The 16,511-nt window shown below is 56.6% G+C and carries 7 protein-coding genes; 4 read left to right on the top strand and 3 right to left on the bottom strand.

What is annotated here, in order from left to right; all coding sequences use genetic code 11:
* Window positions 1-226: 226 nt before the first annotated feature.
* The 3 genes from B5F76_RS06035 to B5F76_RS06025 all read right to left on the bottom strand — a co-directional run bounded on the left by B5F76_RS06035 (window position 227) and on the right by B5F76_RS06025 (window position 5,960).
* A complete protein-coding gene (locus tag B5F76_RS06035) occupies window positions 227-1,954 on the bottom strand; it encodes an ABC transporter ATP-binding protein (RefSeq protein WP_087352337.1) in 1,728 nt (575 codons plus the stop codon).
* Complete coding sequence (locus tag B5F76_RS06030; protein WP_087352335.1) at window positions 1,948-3,708, bottom strand: ABC transporter ATP-binding protein; 1,761 nt, start codon at window positions 3,706-3,708, stop codon at window positions 1,948-1,950. The genes B5F76_RS06035 and B5F76_RS06030 overlap by 7 nt, the downstream gene beginning before the upstream one ends.
* 92 nt (window positions 3,709-3,800) lie before the next feature.
* Window positions 3,801-5,960, bottom strand: a complete 2,160-nt coding sequence (locus tag B5F76_RS06025) for a TonB-dependent receptor (protein WP_162608712.1) — start codon at window positions 5,958-5,960, stop codon at window positions 3,801-3,803.
* An 828-nt stretch (window positions 5,961-6,788) separates the two neighbouring features.
* Here B5F76_RS06025 and B5F76_RS06020 point away from each other — a divergent pair.
* The 4 genes from B5F76_RS06020 to B5F76_RS06005 are packed head-to-tail and all read left to right on the top strand — an operon-like array spanning window position 6,789 to window position 16,508.
* Window positions 6,789-7,217: an aspartate 1-decarboxylase gene (locus tag B5F76_RS06020; RefSeq protein WP_087352330.1), complete on the top strand. Its 429-nt coding sequence runs from the start codon at window positions 6,789-6,791 to the stop codon at window positions 7,215-7,217.
* The gene (locus B5F76_RS06015) at window positions 7,217-8,083 is read left to right on the top strand and encodes a 4'-phosphopantetheinyl transferase family protein (RefSeq protein ID WP_087352329.1); all 867 of its coding nucleotides are present in this window, start codon (window positions 7,217-7,219) and stop codon (window positions 8,081-8,083) included. The genes B5F76_RS06020 and B5F76_RS06015 overlap by 1 nt, the downstream gene beginning before the upstream one ends.
* Window positions 8,038-9,834 carry a non-ribosomal peptide synthetase gene (locus B5F76_RS06010; RefSeq protein WP_087352327.1) on the top strand — a complete coding sequence of 599 codons (1,797 nt, stop codon included), beginning with the start codon at window positions 8,038-8,040 and terminating at the stop codon, window positions 9,832-9,834. The genes B5F76_RS06015 and B5F76_RS06010 overlap by 46 nt, the downstream gene beginning before the upstream one ends.
* Entirely contained in the window at window positions 9,834-16,508 is a 6,675-nt protein-coding gene (locus B5F76_RS06005) for a non-ribosomal peptide synthetase (RefSeq protein ID WP_087352325.1), read from the top strand. Before B5F76_RS06010 ends, B5F76_RS06005 begins: the two co-directional genes overlap by 1 nt.
* Window positions 16,509-16,511: the final 3 nt, after the last annotated feature.

Here is a 16,511-nt window from a genome sequence, read left to right as displayed (position 1 = left end):
CATTGGTCACAAGGTCTCCCATCTTGTCACCCAGGCGCAGAGATGCTTGTGCGCGAGCTCTTGTTCGCCCACCCACCCCTGGACGAAATCCTCGTCAACGCCCTGATTGCCAAGCGCGTAAAGGTACAGGCATAGACCACACATCACGGTTGCAATGCAAAGAGCGCCTGTCTCTTCCGTTTTCATGGAAGAGACAGGACGCATTCTATTATGATGGAGTTTGCCCTTAGCCCAGCTGCCAGGACTTGATGGTGTTTTGCAAAGTCCACAGCCTTGTATACAGGCCCTCCCCTGCAAGCAGGCTTTCATGGGTACCGATTTCTGCTATGCGGCCTTCCTGTAGAACCAGGATGTTGTCTGCGTCGCGTATGGTTTCCAGCCTGTGGGCGATGACAAGCAATGTCTTGCCAGCAAGGAGAGAGTTGAGGCCTTCCTGAATGCTGAGCTCGTTTTCCGGATCCAGGGAGGCCGTAGCTTCATCGAGGATAATGACTGGCGCGTCCTTCAGGATGGCCCTTGCGATGGACAGGCGCTGTTTTTCTCCTCCGGACAGCCTGGCACCGCCCTCGCCCACGCGCGTTTCGTACCCGTGCTCCAGAGAACTTATGAAGTCGTCGCAGCGGGCAAGGCGCGCTGCCCTGTACACTTCCTCTGGGCTGGCATCTGGCCTTGCCATGCGGATATTGTTGAAGACTGTGTCATCAAAAAGATAGACGTCCTGAAAGACCACGCTGAAGTTTCTGTACAGCTCTTCCTGCGCAAGGGAACGGATGTCCGCGCCGCCAAGGGTGATTTTGCCCTTCCCTGCGTCCCAGAAACGCAGCAAAAGGTGGGCAATGGTACTTTTGCCGGAGCCGGAAGGCCCGACCAGGGCCGTGACGCTTCCTTCGGGCATGACAAAGGAGACATTGCGCAGGACATTCTTCCCCTGTTCATAGGCAAAGGACACATTGTCAAAGCGTATTTCGTGCCCGAAACGTTTTTCCTCCGGGAGAACCTGCGGTTCAGGCACTGCCAGGATATCGGAAATCTTTTGTGCGGCAGTCAGGCATCTGCGTACTTCGGGCAAAACCATGCCGAATTCCCGCATGGGCTCCACAAAGCGGCTGCCGACTATGAGAAAGAACATGAGGCTTGCGATGCCAACAGTGAGATTTTCCACCAGGGAAAGGCCAAGCAAGAGCGTTGCAAGAAACCCCATGTCGAGAACGCAGGAATAGGCCAGTGCCAGAAGACCGTACTGCCCTTCCATCCGGATGCTCAGACGTCCGTATTTCTTCCAGCTGGAAACAAGGGGCGTGTAGTCAAGGCCTGTGAGGTTTGCCGCCTTTAGCTCGCGTATGCCCCCCACATAGTCCATGAGCGAGGAATACGAGGCGTCCCTGGCCTCCAGATAGGCTGGCCCCAGGCGTTGCGTGATGCGGCAGGCCCAGAGAATCAATGGAAAGGCCAGGGCCGCCGACAAGACCAGAACGCCGGTAATCTGCCAGCTGAAAAAGAACATGAGCACGCACAAGAGGCAGGGAAAGACAAGGCAGGTCACCAGATCAAAGACATACATGCCGAAAAAGGCTTCCATGCCCTTGATGTCGTCTATGAGGGCCCCGGAGACTACCCCTGAGTCTGTTTTTCTGAAGAAGGCAAGGGAGAGTCTGCGCAAGTGATCGCAAAGACGCAGGCGCAGGCTGGCGCTTATGGCGTAGCTTCCCGTATAGGCGGACACAAGCGAGCGCAGATTGAAAAAGCCATGGGCCAGTGCCAGAACTGCAAGAAGAACGACCCAGGCAATCCAGTCGGACTGCCCTCCTTCCCTGGAGAGATACAATGTCTGAAGCAGAAAGAACGCAGCCACATAGGAAGCCTGCTGTACGCCCATGACGCACAGGTTGAGAAGTATTGCCCTGCGCAGGGAAGCAGAGGCCTTTCCTGCAAGGGCCAGTAGTGTTTTCAGCATGGGCAGGCCTCCCTCTTTGTGCGTATGCTCCAGGCTCTGGCCCTGTGGTGGGCTTCCCACAGGACGGCATAGACGCCCTGTCTGGCGAGAAGGCTTTCATGGGTTCCCCGCTCGACAATCTCGCCCTCCTTCAGGACAAGGATTTGCTGCGCTTTTGCAATGGTATGCAGTCTGTGGGCCACAACAATGACCGTACGCCCCCTGAGAAGACCCGAAAGTGCTTGCTGGATTTCTGCCTCGCTCTGGGCGTCGGCGTAGGATGTGGCTTCGTCAAGAACAACAACGGGAGTTCTCCGATAGGCCATCCTCGCAAGGGCAATGCGCTGTTTCTGGCCTCCGCTCAAGTGAGCTTCACCGCCTTCGCCAATTTTTGTCGCGTATTTGTTGGGAAAGGATTCTATAAACTGCGCGCAGCGGGCAAGATTTGCTGCTGCGACAATGTCCTCCTCGCGCGGATTTTGCACGCCAAGGGCGATGTTCTCGGCTATTGTGCCTGCAAAGATATGCGGCGCCTGGAAGACCGGCGTGACAAGGCTTGCAAGCTCCTTTGGCGGAAAGGCGGACAGAGGGTATCCGTCAATGCTTATTGTTCCGGAATCAATACGCTCAAGGCCGGCAATGGCAGCTGCGAGGGTGCTCTTTCCGGAGCCCGAGGCACCCACGATTGCCGTTGTTGTGCCTGGTTCGGCCACAAAATTGATGTTTTTCAAGACTGTCTTCTCGCCAAAGCGCACATACAGATTGTGCACATGAACCCTAGGCTTGCGAACCATGGACGCGGGAAAGGAGCCTGTCTCCTCTGCAGGAGAAGACAGGATGTCCGAAAGCCTGGCCAGGCTCTGCGTCATTTCGGAGACAATGGCGGCAAGGCGCACAAGCTTTGTGAGAGGGCTCAGGCACACGCAGCCCAGCATGAGAAAAAGCGTCACTTCGGAGAGCGTTGCCAAACCCGCAAGATACAGGGGCGCTCCGGCTACGGCAGCCAACGTGAAGGGCATGACCGTGAGGGTGGAAAAGAGCGCCCAGCGCGGAGCAAAGGTGACATAGCCCTGGGTCTGTATGTCCCTGAACTCGTCCACACAGCTGCGCATCTTCGAGAAGGAGGAGAGCTCCCTGTTGAAGAGTTTTATGACGGGCATGCCGTGGACAAATTCCACCACTGCGGAATTGAGGCCCTCCAGGGCCCTGTTGTAGCGCCCAAGTATGCTGCCTTTGCTCATTTTGGCAAGACTTGTGGTCTGCACGACGATGCAGGCCACAAACAAAAGCACAAGCAGCAGCCCAAGGATCCAGTTGACCCACAAAAGGCATATGAGGGAGAGAATGGGCAGAAGCAGGGCAGAGACAGTGTCCGGGATGTGGTGGGCGAGAAAGCTCTCCACCTGGCCGATGTCGCTGGTAAAAACCTTTTTGAGCCCCCCCCTGGTCTGACAAGCGTGCCAGTGCATGGGAAGCCTGCCGAGATGCTCGAGAAGCCTTGTGCGCAAATCCGTTGTGACCTGCATGGCCGAGAGGTGCGAGAGGGTTGTGGAGAGAAGGCTTGCAAGCCAGCGCGCGCCAATGGCTGCAAAGACCCAGAAAAAAATCTGGTCCATGGGCCAGATCGTGTTTCCTGCCAGATGCTCGAGAATGAGCCAGGCCGCGAGGTAGGGAACAGGAATGAGCACTGTGTCAATAGCTCCGAAGACAAGGGAGCCTGCCAGCATCAGTTTTGCCAGGGGAGAAATCTGGATGACTTTCGCCTTTTGTTCCATAGATACTGCCTGAAAGGAAAAAAGTCCCCACTGCTCTCCCGATTTTTCCGCTCAAGGGGAAAAACCGGGCACAGTGAGGACAGGGACGTTTATCAGAATGTGTACTTGAGCTGTACGCCTATTTCGCGCGGACGGGCCATCATGCCGTAATTGGACGTGGCAGTGTAGTAGTTGAGGTACTTTGCGTCTGTCAGGTTGTTGCCGTAGACATAGACTGCAAAGGGCTCGAACTCGTAGCCTACGCGGGCATTGAGCAGGGTAACGGGATCCCTCTTGTAGTCATTGGCCTCGCTCCAGTAGAGCTGGCCGTAATGCAGCACCTCACCCCTGGCAAAGAAGCCCTTTTCATGGCGATACTGCAGGGCAAAGCTTGCCGTATAGTCCGGGGTGTAGGGAATCTTGTTGCCGGAATAGTCATTGCCCATATGCGTGTAGTCATCGAATCGTGTCCACAGGTAGCCAAAGCTGAATTCTGCGTCGAGGCCGGGCAAAAGTCTAGCCATGGCATCGACTTCCACGCCGTAGATGCGGGCAGACCCTGCGTTGTCACTCAGATAGGACATGGAGCCAATATCATATTTCATGAGCTGCAGATCATTCACCGCGGAATGGAAGAGCGCAAGATTCAGGAGGAAACGCTTGTCGAACCATTCGGTTTTGGCGCCAATTTCGTAGTTCCAGGCTGTCTGGGCGTCATAGGTCATGTCAATGCCGGTTCTGGTAGCATTGTTGAAGCCACCGGGAATGAAACTGCGGTTTACACCGCCATAGAACATGATATCGTCTGTCAGCTGGTAACTGATGTTGAATTTGGGCAAAAGCTCAAACCATGAATCGGATTTTGTACCATGCATGTCTCCTGCAACGCCCAACAGAGGCACGTCCATGCCAGCATATGTCTCACCACCCATATAGTTTACATCGATTTTCTTGTGAGTTTGCTGGGCACGCAACCCCAGGGTGATGTTCAGCTTGTCAAAGAGAGGGATAGTGATCTCGCCAAAGGCTGCGTAGTCCTGCGTATATTCTCTACTCGGCTGGTTCGTCCACATGCGAAAAGGAAAAGTCATCCCTGCCCATGCCTGATCCAAAAGATCTCCCGGCAATGTCCCGGGCATGTCGGAATAGGACTCACGGATATTCATGTCCGTATAGCCACCAAAGACACCGAGAAGCCACTTGATACCGTCCTTCTTGTCGTCCGGAGAGCGCAGGCGAAATTCCTGAGTAAACTCCTTGCGGGTATTGTTGCGACCAGTGTTTGCACAATCGAGATTTAAACCATAGGGAGAATACGCTGCACCATATGTTGCCAGCATATCAATGCCATAATCCAGATTTTCCGTGCGGTAGGTAGTGATGGACTCAAAAGTGACAGGGTCAAAGTCGAAGGACATTTGCAGGGCCATGTTCCAGATGTCGGAATGCAGGTAGTCGTCCTTGTTGGCAATGGAGTCCAGTGTGGGCTCGTCTCCCCAGATAAGGTTGGAATAGCCATCCCTGCGGGCCGTGTAGTTGAGGTGGAAGCTGATGTCTATGTCTTCCGTGGGCGTAAAGCGCAGCATGCCCTTGAAGCGTTCCGTACGTTCCTGGTTTCCGTACCATGTATCGTCATGGTTCATGTAGCCGTCTGTGGAATAATGAGAGCCCGATAGCGCGAGATAGAGCTTGTCCTCGATGAGGGGTCCGCTGATGGCCGCTGCGTAGCGCTGGGTGTTGAAGGAGCCGTAGTCCGCCTGCAATGTGCCATGCCACTCGTTGGTCGGCTTGCGCGAGATGACGTTGATGACGCCGCCCATGGCGTTTTTGCCGTAGATGGCGCTCTGGGGGCCGCGCAAGACTTCAATGCGCTCGATGTCCATGAGGGGAGCGTCGAGATTGAAGAAGGTGTCCACAGGCACGCCGTCAAGATACATGACAAGGGGGCTTGTCGATGTGCCAGCCGACGTAGTGATGCCGCGCATGGACATGAAGTTTGCTCCGCCAGTGAACTGGCTGAAATTCATGTTGGGGATGCGCTGCAGCACCTTTTCGATGGTATCGATATTGGCATCCTCAAGCTTAGTGCGGGACATGACAGTGATGGATGAGGGCGTTTTCTGCACGTCAGTCGCCCTCTTGTCCGCGGTCACTGTCACCGTGGGCAACTGATAGACGTCATCGGAAGCAGCGGGATCTTCTGCGGCAAGAGACGGAGAGGCAAGCAGAAGGGAAAGAAAAAGGGAAAGCGTTCCCTTTCTGAGCAGAGACATTCTCCTTCTTTTGGCTCTACGTACCCTTTTCGATTTGCGAGGCAGCATTGTTTCTCCTTCATGTTTGAACAGGTAAATCGCAGGGAAATCCTGCATGCTCCAAAAAGCAGCCCCTGGTGTCCTTTCAAAGATACTGTTGTACGCTGTGGAACAATTGACATTTCAGTATTGCTTTTCATCAATAGACAATGATGCCTGTTCCACAAGGAATTGTATCAGTGTATGCTCGACCTACTCCCTGATACAGTTTTTTGAACCTGTTTTATCCTCAGAAAAGGATTTTTTATGCTCAATATTGAAATCAGATTTCAATTTCATTTTTTATTAAAATCAATATTTTAAAGTACTTAAATTATTATTTCGTCCTGCTTCCCAAGCAGAACCGTTGCTTCTCCAAAAATGAAGTGTCAGAATACCATATTGCTTCCGCTGTCTGGGGATGGACTCCAGAGCCTGATCAGACCTGAAACCATCTGTCTTTCGGGCGAGGACCAGTCTTGGCGTCGCCGTTCCATTCGCAGCAATGACAATTATCGGCTGTTTGGCAATGACAAGGAGTTATAGCCAAAAAATAAAAATATAATTTTTTCAAGAAATTATCAGGGGCATTTGTAGCCGCAAATTGAAAATGAATTTCAATTTGCGGTATTAAAACTTCCAGTCAGGGCAGAGAATTCAAATAGAAGGGAATAGGTAGGTTATGTAAAAAAATTTTTCTGCCGTGGCTCAGACACAACCAGAGAATCTGGCGCCATCTCGTGCCGTGCAACAGAAATAGTGACAAGTACCGCTAAGGCACCTCAACCATACAAGGAGCTGAACAAGAAAATGATGGAAGTTGTCCGTTCCAAACTCCATGGTATTCATGTGACAGACTGTGAGCTGGAGTACCATGGCTCCATCACGCTTGATCCGATCATCTGCCGTCAGGCTCACATTTATCCTCTTGAATTTGTGTACATCTGGAACAAAAACAACGGCCAGCGCATAGCAACCTATGTCATCTACGGCGAGCCGGGCTCAAAATGCTGCGTCCTCAATGGAGCTGCGGCCCGCTGCTGCCAGCGTGGCGATCCGGTCATCGTCTGCGCTTCGGAATACCTTTCCGACAAAAGCCAGCTTCTCTCCCTCAGGCCCCAGATCCTGACCTTTGACAGGGAGAACAATATTGTCGAACACCTGCAGTATGATGTCTTCTCCTCCCAAGACTTCCCCTATGATTTCAGGATAACCTCCCTTTCGGACAAGCCTTCCTGATGGACACAAAAGCATACATACTGCACGCAAATCTCGAAACTGACCTTGCCACCCGAGCTTCGGCAAATTCCGGTCTTCAGGAGCCGGTGGCCAGCCATTTCTGCGGCTCCAAAAATCATGCGCCAACAGGGTTTGTAAGCCTCCATACACGCTGTTGTGCCCTACTCGACGCAAGCGAGCTTGCTCAGGCAGGGAAATTTCGCTTTGCCAGGGACAGCATCCTCTACGCTGCAGCCCATGCCCTTTTGAGACTCGCACTCAGTCAACACTGCCCGGAGATCAAGCCTTGTGCCTGGCGCTTCACCCGGGGCAAATACGGGAAACCGGGTCTTCTTCTCCCAAAGCCCTCTCCGCAGGGCCTGCGTAGCCTGCGTTTCAGTCTCTCGCATTCCTGGCCCCATATAGCCATCCTTGTGACTTGCTGCGGACACTGTGGCATAGACATCGAGCCTGCCAGAACGCCTGCGGGCTTTGAGGGCATAGCACAGTCGGTCTTTCGGAAGGAAGAATACGTCGAAATGCTTTCCTCTCCTTCGCCCGAAACGCATTTTCTGCGCCTGTGGACCATAAGGGAAGCCCTGTGCAAGGCTCTTGGCTGCGGTTTTCCCCGCGGCTTTCCCCATCTGTACATTCAAAACGGCTTCACTTCCTTTTCCCTGCACAGGCATCCTCTCTCTGCTCAATCACTTGCCCTCTGCAATTCGGACTTTGTCCTGAGTGCCTGTATTCTGACAAAACAGAAGGAGGTTGAGACAACCATACAGGAGTTTGATTTTTCTGTTTTCGATGTTTCCCGCAAATTTTCGGAGGACGATATACAATGCCCAGCAAAGCAACAGCAGATTCACCTCTGCTCAGGCGTCTGAACGCAATCCTTGCAGAACAGGCCAGGGAATACGCAGTGATTGACAGGAATATTTCCCTGACCTACGCCCAGCTTGATGCAATATCCGATGCATTGGCTGGAGGGCTGGCCGATCTTGCTCACCCTGTTGTGGGACTGTACATGGATCGCAGCGCCCTGAGCGTTGTTGCTGCAGTGGCTGCCGCAAAGGCCGGTGTTGCCTATGTGCCCATGGGGCTGGACTGGCCCATGGCACGCTGCGCGGACATTGCGGAACAATGCCGCCTTGCTGGCGTTCTGGGAGAGAAGAAAGCGCTTGCTGCCTGCCCCTGGGCAGCACAATTGCCGCACATTGATCCCGCGGACTTTCTGGAATCGGATACCAGGGTTGCTCAGTCAGCCGCAATTCCTGCTTCTCTGTCGGCTGACACAACGCTCTACATCATGCATACCTCCGGCTCTACCGGCACGCCCAAGGGCGTGTGCGTGCACCATGCCGGAATACATGACATCTTCGGCAATATTGGACACCTTGGCTATGTGACTGGCCAGCGCATGGTGCATGGCGCTTCCATGACGTTTGACATGTCCATAATGGAATTGTGGGGCGGACTTCTCAACGGCTGCACGCTGTATGTAAGTGATCCCGAAACCCTGCTTGACGCTGTTTCCCTGGGAGAATTCCTGAGACACAACTCCATAGGGCTTCTGCTTTTGCCAACCAGTGTCTTCAACGTGGTCTGCTCGCAAAATCCCGCAGTCTTCCGTTCCCTGCAGCATCTGTGCTTTGGCGGGGAGCTGCCAGACAAGGCCGCCATAGAAAGCGCGCTTGAGGCATGCCCGAATCTTTCCCTGCACAATTGCTATGGTCCCACGGAGTGCAGTGTCTTTGTCGCTGCCCACACCTTTGCTCACGATGCAAAACCCGGTGTCCGCATCCCCGCTGGCAAGGCCATTGGTTCCACGCGTTTCCTTGTTGTGGGGGACAAAGGTGAAACGCTTCCCGCGCAAACAGAGGGAGAGCTTGTCATAAGCGGAATCTGCGTAGCCAACGGCTATGTACAGAATAACGAGAAAAGCTCGGCCTTCTTTACCCTTGAGGACGGAAGCAGGGCCTACAAAAGCGGAGACAGGGCCTGCCTTGCCAAAGACGGGACCCTGTACATCCTTGGGCGTACGGACGATCAGATAAAGATCTCGGGCTGCCGCATCGAGCCGGGCGAGGTCTGCACAGCCCTGCTCAAATCGGATTTGGTTCACATGGCCTACATTGGCATACAGCGCGAACCCCAGACGAGCCTTGTGGCTTATGTCGTTCCCGCGTCCGCTGACGCAGGCACAAGCGGACTCAAGGAAAGACTCAGGGATTTCATGCACGCCCAGGTTCCGGACTACATGGTTCCCAGGCATTTTGTCTTTCTGGACAAGCTTCCCCTCAATTCCAGCGGCAAGATAGACAAGACGAGACTGCCCAGGCCCGAAGCAGCAGACATCTCTTCCCAGGATCCTGTGCTGCACATCTTCCGTACAGTTTTGGAAGACCAAAACTTCATGCCGGAAGACTCCTTCCTCGAGGCTGGCGGAAGTTCCATCATGGCTGCCAGGCTTATTACCTCCCTGCGCGAACACTCGGGCGTTGCAGTCCCCTTCTCCCTTATTCTGGAGCCACAAACTGCTGCCAGGGCCAGCCTGTACATTGAAAATGCCCGTCTGGGGCAACATCAGGCCAGGCAGAATACCCAGGATACCAACGAAATCACGGCGAGGATCTGATGGCAGCCACAAATACATATGATGACCTTTCCCTCGTTGTGTCCTTGCGCAGGCAGGGAGTGCGTCTGAGCGCAGAAGGGGATGAGCTGATCTGCCGGGGCAACCCCCGAGCCCTGACGAGGGAAGTCATTGAGCTTCTCAGAACCAGAAAGACCTCTGTCCTTGCCCTGCTCCGCCAGGAACAGCTGGCAGGCGATCTTCCTGTGCTGCGTCCGGATCCTGCCCAGCGCTTTGCCCCCTTCCCGCTCAACGAAAACCAGCAGGCCTACTGGCTTGGCAGGGACACCTCCATGGCCTTTGGCAGTGTTGGCATCCATGTCTTTTTCGAGCTGGAAATATCTGATTTTTCCAGGGAGAGCTTTGAAAGCGCCTGGAACGCCCTTGTCGCCCGTCACGACATGCTCAGGGCCAGGGTCCTGCCGGATGGAACCCAGCAGGTTCAGGAACACGTTCCTCCCTTCGCTCTCGAGATGACCAGCCTGGAAAGTCTTTCCACCCGGGAGCGGACAGAAAGACTCGAGAAGGCCTGCAGAAGGCTTTCCCACACATGCTATGATCTGGAGCACTGGCCCCAGACGACTTTCCACGCCTTTGTCCTGTCCGGGGGGCGTTCCATTCTTATGGGCAGCATTGACTGCTGGTGCCTGGACGGCCACAGCCTGCAGATTCTCATGCGCGAGCTTGCCGCACTGTACAGGGGAAAGAGCCTGCCCCCTGCCCCTGCCTGCTCATTCCGCGACTATGTTCTTGCCTGCGCAGACTTTCGCTCGAGCGCCCGCTACCGTGAAAGCCTTGCCTACTGGCAGCAAAAAATTGCCTCCCTCCCCCCGGCCCCTGTCCTGCCGCTCAGACAGCCGGCAGGCAGGGCAAAGAGCGACTCCGGTCCCGAGTTCAGGCGGCACGAGGCCCGTCTCGGGGCAGAGGAGTTCGCAAGGCTTACGGCGCGCCTGCGCAGACACGATCTCACACTGTCTGCCTTCCTGCTCGCCTGCTATGCCGAAACCCTGGGACACTGGACCTATGAACGCCGTTTCACCATCAATGTCCCCCGCATAAACAGGCCCGCTGTGCACAAGGATATAGATCGCTGCGTGGGCGAATTCGCGAGCTTTTCCCTCACGGCCATGGATCTTTCGGACACAGGTTCGACCTTCCTTGACCGCTGCAGGACAGTACAAAAGCAGGTCTGGCAGGATCTGGAGCACGATCATGTCTCCGGTGTCACGGTCCTGCGGGCCTGGCGCCAGCACACGGGGGCAGGTCCCGAGACAGGCATGCCCTATGTGTTCACAAGCGAGCCCGAGAGCGGAGGCTCGGGCAGAGAATCGTCCTGGATTGGCGCCCTGGAGCAGCTGGGGAGTGTGCGCAGAACCCTGACACAGACGCCTCAGGTGTGGATAGACGCCCAGTACGGCAGAATCCGCAACGAGCTGCATCTGTCCTGGGACGTGCTGGACGAGATCTTTCCGGACAAGCTGCCCATGAACATGTTTGCCACGTATGTGCGCCTGATCAAGGCCATGGCTGGCAGCGACAGCCCCTGGCAGGAGACAGCTCCCCTGCACACGTCGGTGCGGGCACGCTGCACCTACAGCGTGGAGACTGGCGCGGCACTGCCTGTCCCGGAAGAGGACCTTCTGGACATTCTTGCCCAGAGGGCCATGCGACTGGGAAATCTTCCGGCCATAACGGACAGCCGGGGCTCCATGACATGGGAAAACGTGCATGCCGTGACTGCGGAACTGAGCGCAGCCTTGCGCAAGGCAGGCCTTTGTGCCGGTTCCCGCGTGTGCCTGCTACTCAAAAAGGGGCGCTGGCAGGCCCTTGCTCCCTGGGCCGTACGGGCGGCTGGCGGTGTCGTGGTCCCACTGGACTGCAATGCTCCGGAAGCAAGACTGCGGGCTCTTGCTCATGACTGCGGGACAAGCCTTGTCCTTACCGATTCGGCCGAGCCTCGATCGGGCAAGCTTTGGGACATTCCGGCCTTCAGTCTTTCAGGGAAGGACTCCATGCCGCCCCTGTCCGGGGCACAGCCTCTGGCAGAGGCCGATCTCTTTGCCATCATCTATACTTCCGGCAGCACTGGAACACCCAAGGGTGTTCTGGTACCCTACGCGGGAATTGCCAACGCAGTGCTGAACATTGGCAGCATGGCGATTCTCGGACAGGACACCCCTTCCCTGGCCCTTTCCCCTTTCCACCACGACATGGCCATGCCGGACTACATGGGCTGCCTGCTTTGGGGTATGCCACTGGTCTTTCCTGACCATGACCTGCGCAAGGATCCGGAACACTGGCTCGCACTTTTGCACAGACACAAGGTAGGCTTCTGGAACAGTGTGCCAGCCATGATGACCATGCTCATGGACTATATGGATGCCAATTCCCCGGCCCGGAATCTGTCCAGCCTGCGCCTTGTGACCCTTGGTGGAGACTGGCTGCCCATCGCCACGGTTTCCTCCCTCCTTGGCCGTGCTCCGCAGGCAGCCGTCTTCAGCATAGGCGGCCCCACTGAAATCTCCATGGCCAACATTTCCCACGCAGTCAGGAGGATTGATCCGGCCTGGACCTCCATCCCCTACGGAAGGCCCTTTGCCAACACAGGCTACCAGGTTCGCAACGAGGGCGGCAGGCTCTGCCCGTGTGGTGTCGCAGGCGAACTGTGCTGCACGGGCCCCTACATGTCGCTCGGATACCTGCACGACGAGAAGCGTACAAAAGCGTCCTTTTCGCTCACGGAAGAGGGAGAAAGGCTGTATCACACGGGTGACATGGGGCGCATGGGGCCGGATGGAGTAATCGAATTTCTTGGCCGCAGGGACAATCAGGTCAAGATGCACGGCTACCGCATAGAGCTGAGCGAAATAGAAAACGTCCTGCGCGCGCATGCCGGCATTCACGAGGCGGTTGTCCTTGTCGGAACAAGCGATCAGGGCGTCAGAAGACTGTGTGCCTGGATACAGCCCAAGACGGGAATACGTCTTGAGGAAGAGGAGATTCGCTCGTTTGCAGCCAGAAACCTTCCCGCATACATGGTTCCTTCCCTTGTGGGGATTTGCGATGGCTTTCCCCTCACGGCCAACGGAAAACTGGATCGCCGCGCCATAGAGGGCTGGCAATTCGAAAGGAAGGAAACTTCCTACACGCCCAAAAACGGGACTGAAGCCATGGTCTGCGAAGCCTGGAAACAGGTTCTTGGTTCCGCTCCTGCCTCGGGACAGAGCAACTTCTTCGAGGCAGGAGGGGATTCCCTGTCCGCCATCCGCCTTCTGAACGCGCTGCGTGCTGCGTGCGACTGCGGACTTTCGGTCATGGATGTCTTCAGGCATCCTGCTCCTGCCCTTCTGACAGAACTTGTGGAACAGCGCGTCCGCAAAAATGCCGGGAGCGGGGAAATCTTGCCCTGCATACAGCCCACGCCTGGGCGCACCGCATCCTCCGGCAACGAGCTCATCGTGCCGGCCACGCACGCCCAGACCAGATTGTGGATTGAGGAGAAGACCAGGCCCGGCAGCCTCTACATCCTCTCCTTCCGCTTCCGCATTACCGGCTCCATCAGGGAAGATCTTCTGGAACAGGCCCTCAACAGGGTCATTGCGCGGCATGAGGCTCTGCGCACCTCCCTGCATGGGGAGCTGCGCTCCCAGGAGGAAAAGAAGTCAGGCCAGGAGAATTTCCGGGTTGTACAACACGTTCACGCTTCCTGCTCCGTGCGTCTGCAGGTCCTGCACGCTGAAAACCCGGCCGCGGGCAGCGTTGCCGCCTTCTTTCGCAAGCTTGGCGAGGAAGCCTTTGCGCTGGACAGGGCACCGCTTTTGCGGGCTGGCCTTGCGATTCTTTCGGAGAATGAGGCAGAGCTGTGCCTCGCCATCCACCACGCAGTCTTTGACGGCTGGTCCATGCAGATTTTTCTGTACAGTCTGCAGGAAGCGCTCAATGAGGGTACCAATTCGCACATCACCTCCAAGCCTGTACCCGCAATCGACTATGCGGATCTTGCCGACTGGGAGCAGTCCGGACCTGTCCGGGAACTGGTGGCAAGGCGCCTGGACATACTGGCAAGAAAGCTCTTGCGGGTACGCCCACCCAAGCTGCCGGATTTCTCTCTTCTGCAGGCTGGCCCTGTCGATGCCGGGGACAGTGCCGCGGCAACGATTTATCACGAGCAGGCCCTTGAGCCGGAATGCGTTGCAAAGGTTCGCGAGTTTGCGCGAAATCACGCAAGTACGCCATTTATAGTGGGACTTTGCGCTTTCGCCATCCTTGTGAGCCGCATGTCCGGGGAAGAAAACCTCCTGCTCGGGACCTACGCTGCATCGCGGGGGCGGCCGGAACTCGAGGGTATCGTGAGCCTTATGGTCAACCCGGTCCCTCTCATTGTACAAACCGAAAAGGCCGGGACCGTCGGCGAGCTTCTGACCCTGTGCCGTACGGCAGTCATGGAGGCAGCGGACAATGCCATTGTCCCCTTTGACCTTTTGGTCAGAGAGGTACAGCCGCATCGCCAGGCAGGGCAGCACCCTCTTTTCGACTGCGCCTTCAGCCAGGACAATACGGCAGATTCCGTTGTCAGCGGCTCGGGAATGCACATACACCCTGTTTCCGGCGGCCGCCATGCCACTGCCATGCAGCTGGACGTTGCCATGCGCGACGGGACGCATCCTGCCTTCGAGGCAACAGCCCAGGCTCCCCGGTGGACGGAAGAGGCACTGCAGGCCTTTTGTCAGAGGCTTGTCCATGTTGTCCGGCAGATCGTCCAGTCTCCGGACATGCCCCTTGCCAGGGTTTCCATCTGCCCGCCAGACGAGGCAGGACGCATGGAAGAATGGAGTCTTGGACGCAGCCTGGCGAGCCCCTGGCCCTCGTTGTGGGAACGCTTTGAGCATGTTGCAGCAACCTTTCCCGACCGTGTCTGCCTGGGCGGCGCCCATCAGTGCACATTCAGGGAACTGCGCGCCATGGCGGAAAGGATTGCCGCAGCGCTTGAAGGGCACAAAGCCCCGGGCAGCGTTGCCCTGTACCTTGAGCGCGGGCCCTGGCTTGTCGCGGCCATGCTGGCAGTCTGGCGCTGCGGGCGCTGTGTCCTGCCCTTGAGCAGGCTCAAATCCTCGCGCCGTGCAGGCGACATGATTGCGCTTGCCGCATCTTCCCTTCTTGTGGTGCAGGAAGAGGATGAGGCAGGGGAACTTCTGGAAAACAGCCCTGCAAAACCGGCAGTCCTTGCTCTCGCAAGCCTTCCCCAGCTTGCGGAACTGCCAGATTTTGCTCCCGTTGCCGACGATGCCCCTGCCCTTGTTCTCTTCACCTCCGGGTCCAGCGGAATCCCCAAAGGCGTGGTGATGAGCCATGGAACGCTTCTCAACAGGCTGCAATGGGCGGGCGAGGCTGTTCCCTATGGCAGGGACGAACGCGCCTGCGCAAGGGCTGACATAAGCTTCATAGACGCCACAACGGAACTGTTCGGTCCACTTTTGCACGCCATTCCGGTCAGTGTGCTTTCGGACGAGGATGTCCAGCACATGGATCGTCTCGCAGCCTTTATCGAAAAGGAAGGCGTCACAAGGCTTGTGTCCGTGCCAAGCGCCCTGCGGGTACTGGCAGCCTGCGCAAGGCACGCCATGAGACCCCTTGCCGGGATAAGATCGCTCATCTCCAGCGGAGAAGCCCTGCATGGCCCGCTTTTGCAGGAGCTGCGCGAAATGTTCCCCAACGCGCGCATCTTCAATTTCTATGGTAGTACCGAATGCGCTGGCGAGGCCACCTGGTACGCCACGCGCGACGAAGACGAGCGCAGGCTGCACGTCCCCTTGGGAAGACCAATTGCGGGAACGAAGATCCTTGTCAGGGACAGTGCAGGCCATGTTCTGCCCTGGGGAGTGCCGGGAGAAATCGTTGTCCAGGGACAGGCACTGGCGCTGGGCTATCTGGAAGAAAACGGCTCGCCACGAGCCTTTTCGGAAGCGGATACAAGAACGCTTGCCACAGGCGATCTGGGAGTCTGGTCTGCGGACGGGCAGCTCATTGGTCTTGGACGAATGGATCGCCAGCTCAAGATACGCGGCCAGCGCCTTGCTCCGCAGGAAGTGGAACAGGTTCTGCAGGACCTGCCTCATGTCGATGAGGCCTGCGTCTTCGCCATTGGGGATGCGCAGGACATACTCTGCGCCTGCCTGAGCGGCCGGGACTGCCCGGACGAGTTTGCAACGAGACAGGCGCTTGCAGGCCGTCTGCCCCAGGCCTTCATACCTTCCCTGTTCCTGCACTGTGCATCCTTCCCCACCACTGCCAGCGGCAAGAGGGACATGGAAGCCCTGAAAAGGCTCGCACACGCACGCTTGCTTGAGGACAGGGAAAAAGAGGGGCAGGAGTTTGGGACAGCGGAAAACTTCGCAGAAATGATGGCGGACGATCCAGTGGCAGGCAGTGTGGGCCGGGCATGGCTGAAGGTCCTGGGAAGACGCCCTGGACGTCGCAGCCATTTCTTCCTGGATGGGGGACATTCCCTCCTGGCTGTCAGCCTCGCCCTGGAGCTTTCCAAAGAATTGGGCACAGTATGCGAGGCACACGACATTTTTGCCCATCCTGTTCTTGAGGAGCTGGTTCTTTGCCTTGGGGAACGCCTGCATGCCTGCACGCAGGTGCCGGAAGAAGACTGTGCATGGGAGGAGGTGTAGAAG

Source organism: Desulfovibrio sp. An276 (assembly GCF_002159665.1).
GTDB lineage: Bacteria > Desulfobacterota > Desulfovibrionia > Desulfovibrionales > Desulfovibrionaceae > Desulfovibrio > Desulfovibrio faecigallinarum.
The sequence above is the reverse complement of the archived record's forward strand: the minus strand, read 5'-3'. Positions and strand labels throughout refer to the sequence as shown.

Coding starts and splice junctions, on each gene's coding strand:
- B5F76_RS06015 (WP_087352329.1), top strand. CDS start 7,217: ATGGACACAAAAGCATACATACTGCACGCAAATCTCGAAACTGACCTT.
- B5F76_RS06010 (WP_087352327.1), top strand. CDS start 8,038: ATGCCCAGCAAAGCAACAGCAGATTCACCTCTGCTCAGGCGTCTGAAC.
- B5F76_RS06005 (WP_087352325.1), top strand. CDS start 9,834: ATGGCAGCCACAAATACATATGATGACCTTTCCCTCGTTGTGTCCTTG.
- B5F76_RS06030 (WP_087352335.1), bottom strand. CDS start 3,708: ATGGAACAAAAGGCGAAAGTCATCCAGATTTCTCCCCTGGCAAAACTG.
- B5F76_RS06020 (WP_087352330.1), top strand. CDS start 6,789: ATGATGGAAGTTGTCCGTTCCAAACTCCATGGTATTCATGTGACAGAC.
- B5F76_RS06035 (WP_087352337.1), bottom strand. CDS start 1,954: ATGCTGAAAACACTACTGGCCCTTGCAGGAAAGGCCTCTGCTTCCCTG.
- B5F76_RS06025 (WP_162608712.1), bottom strand. CDS start 5,960: ATGTCTCTGCTCAGAAAGGGAACGCTTTCCCTTTTTCTTTCCCTTCTG.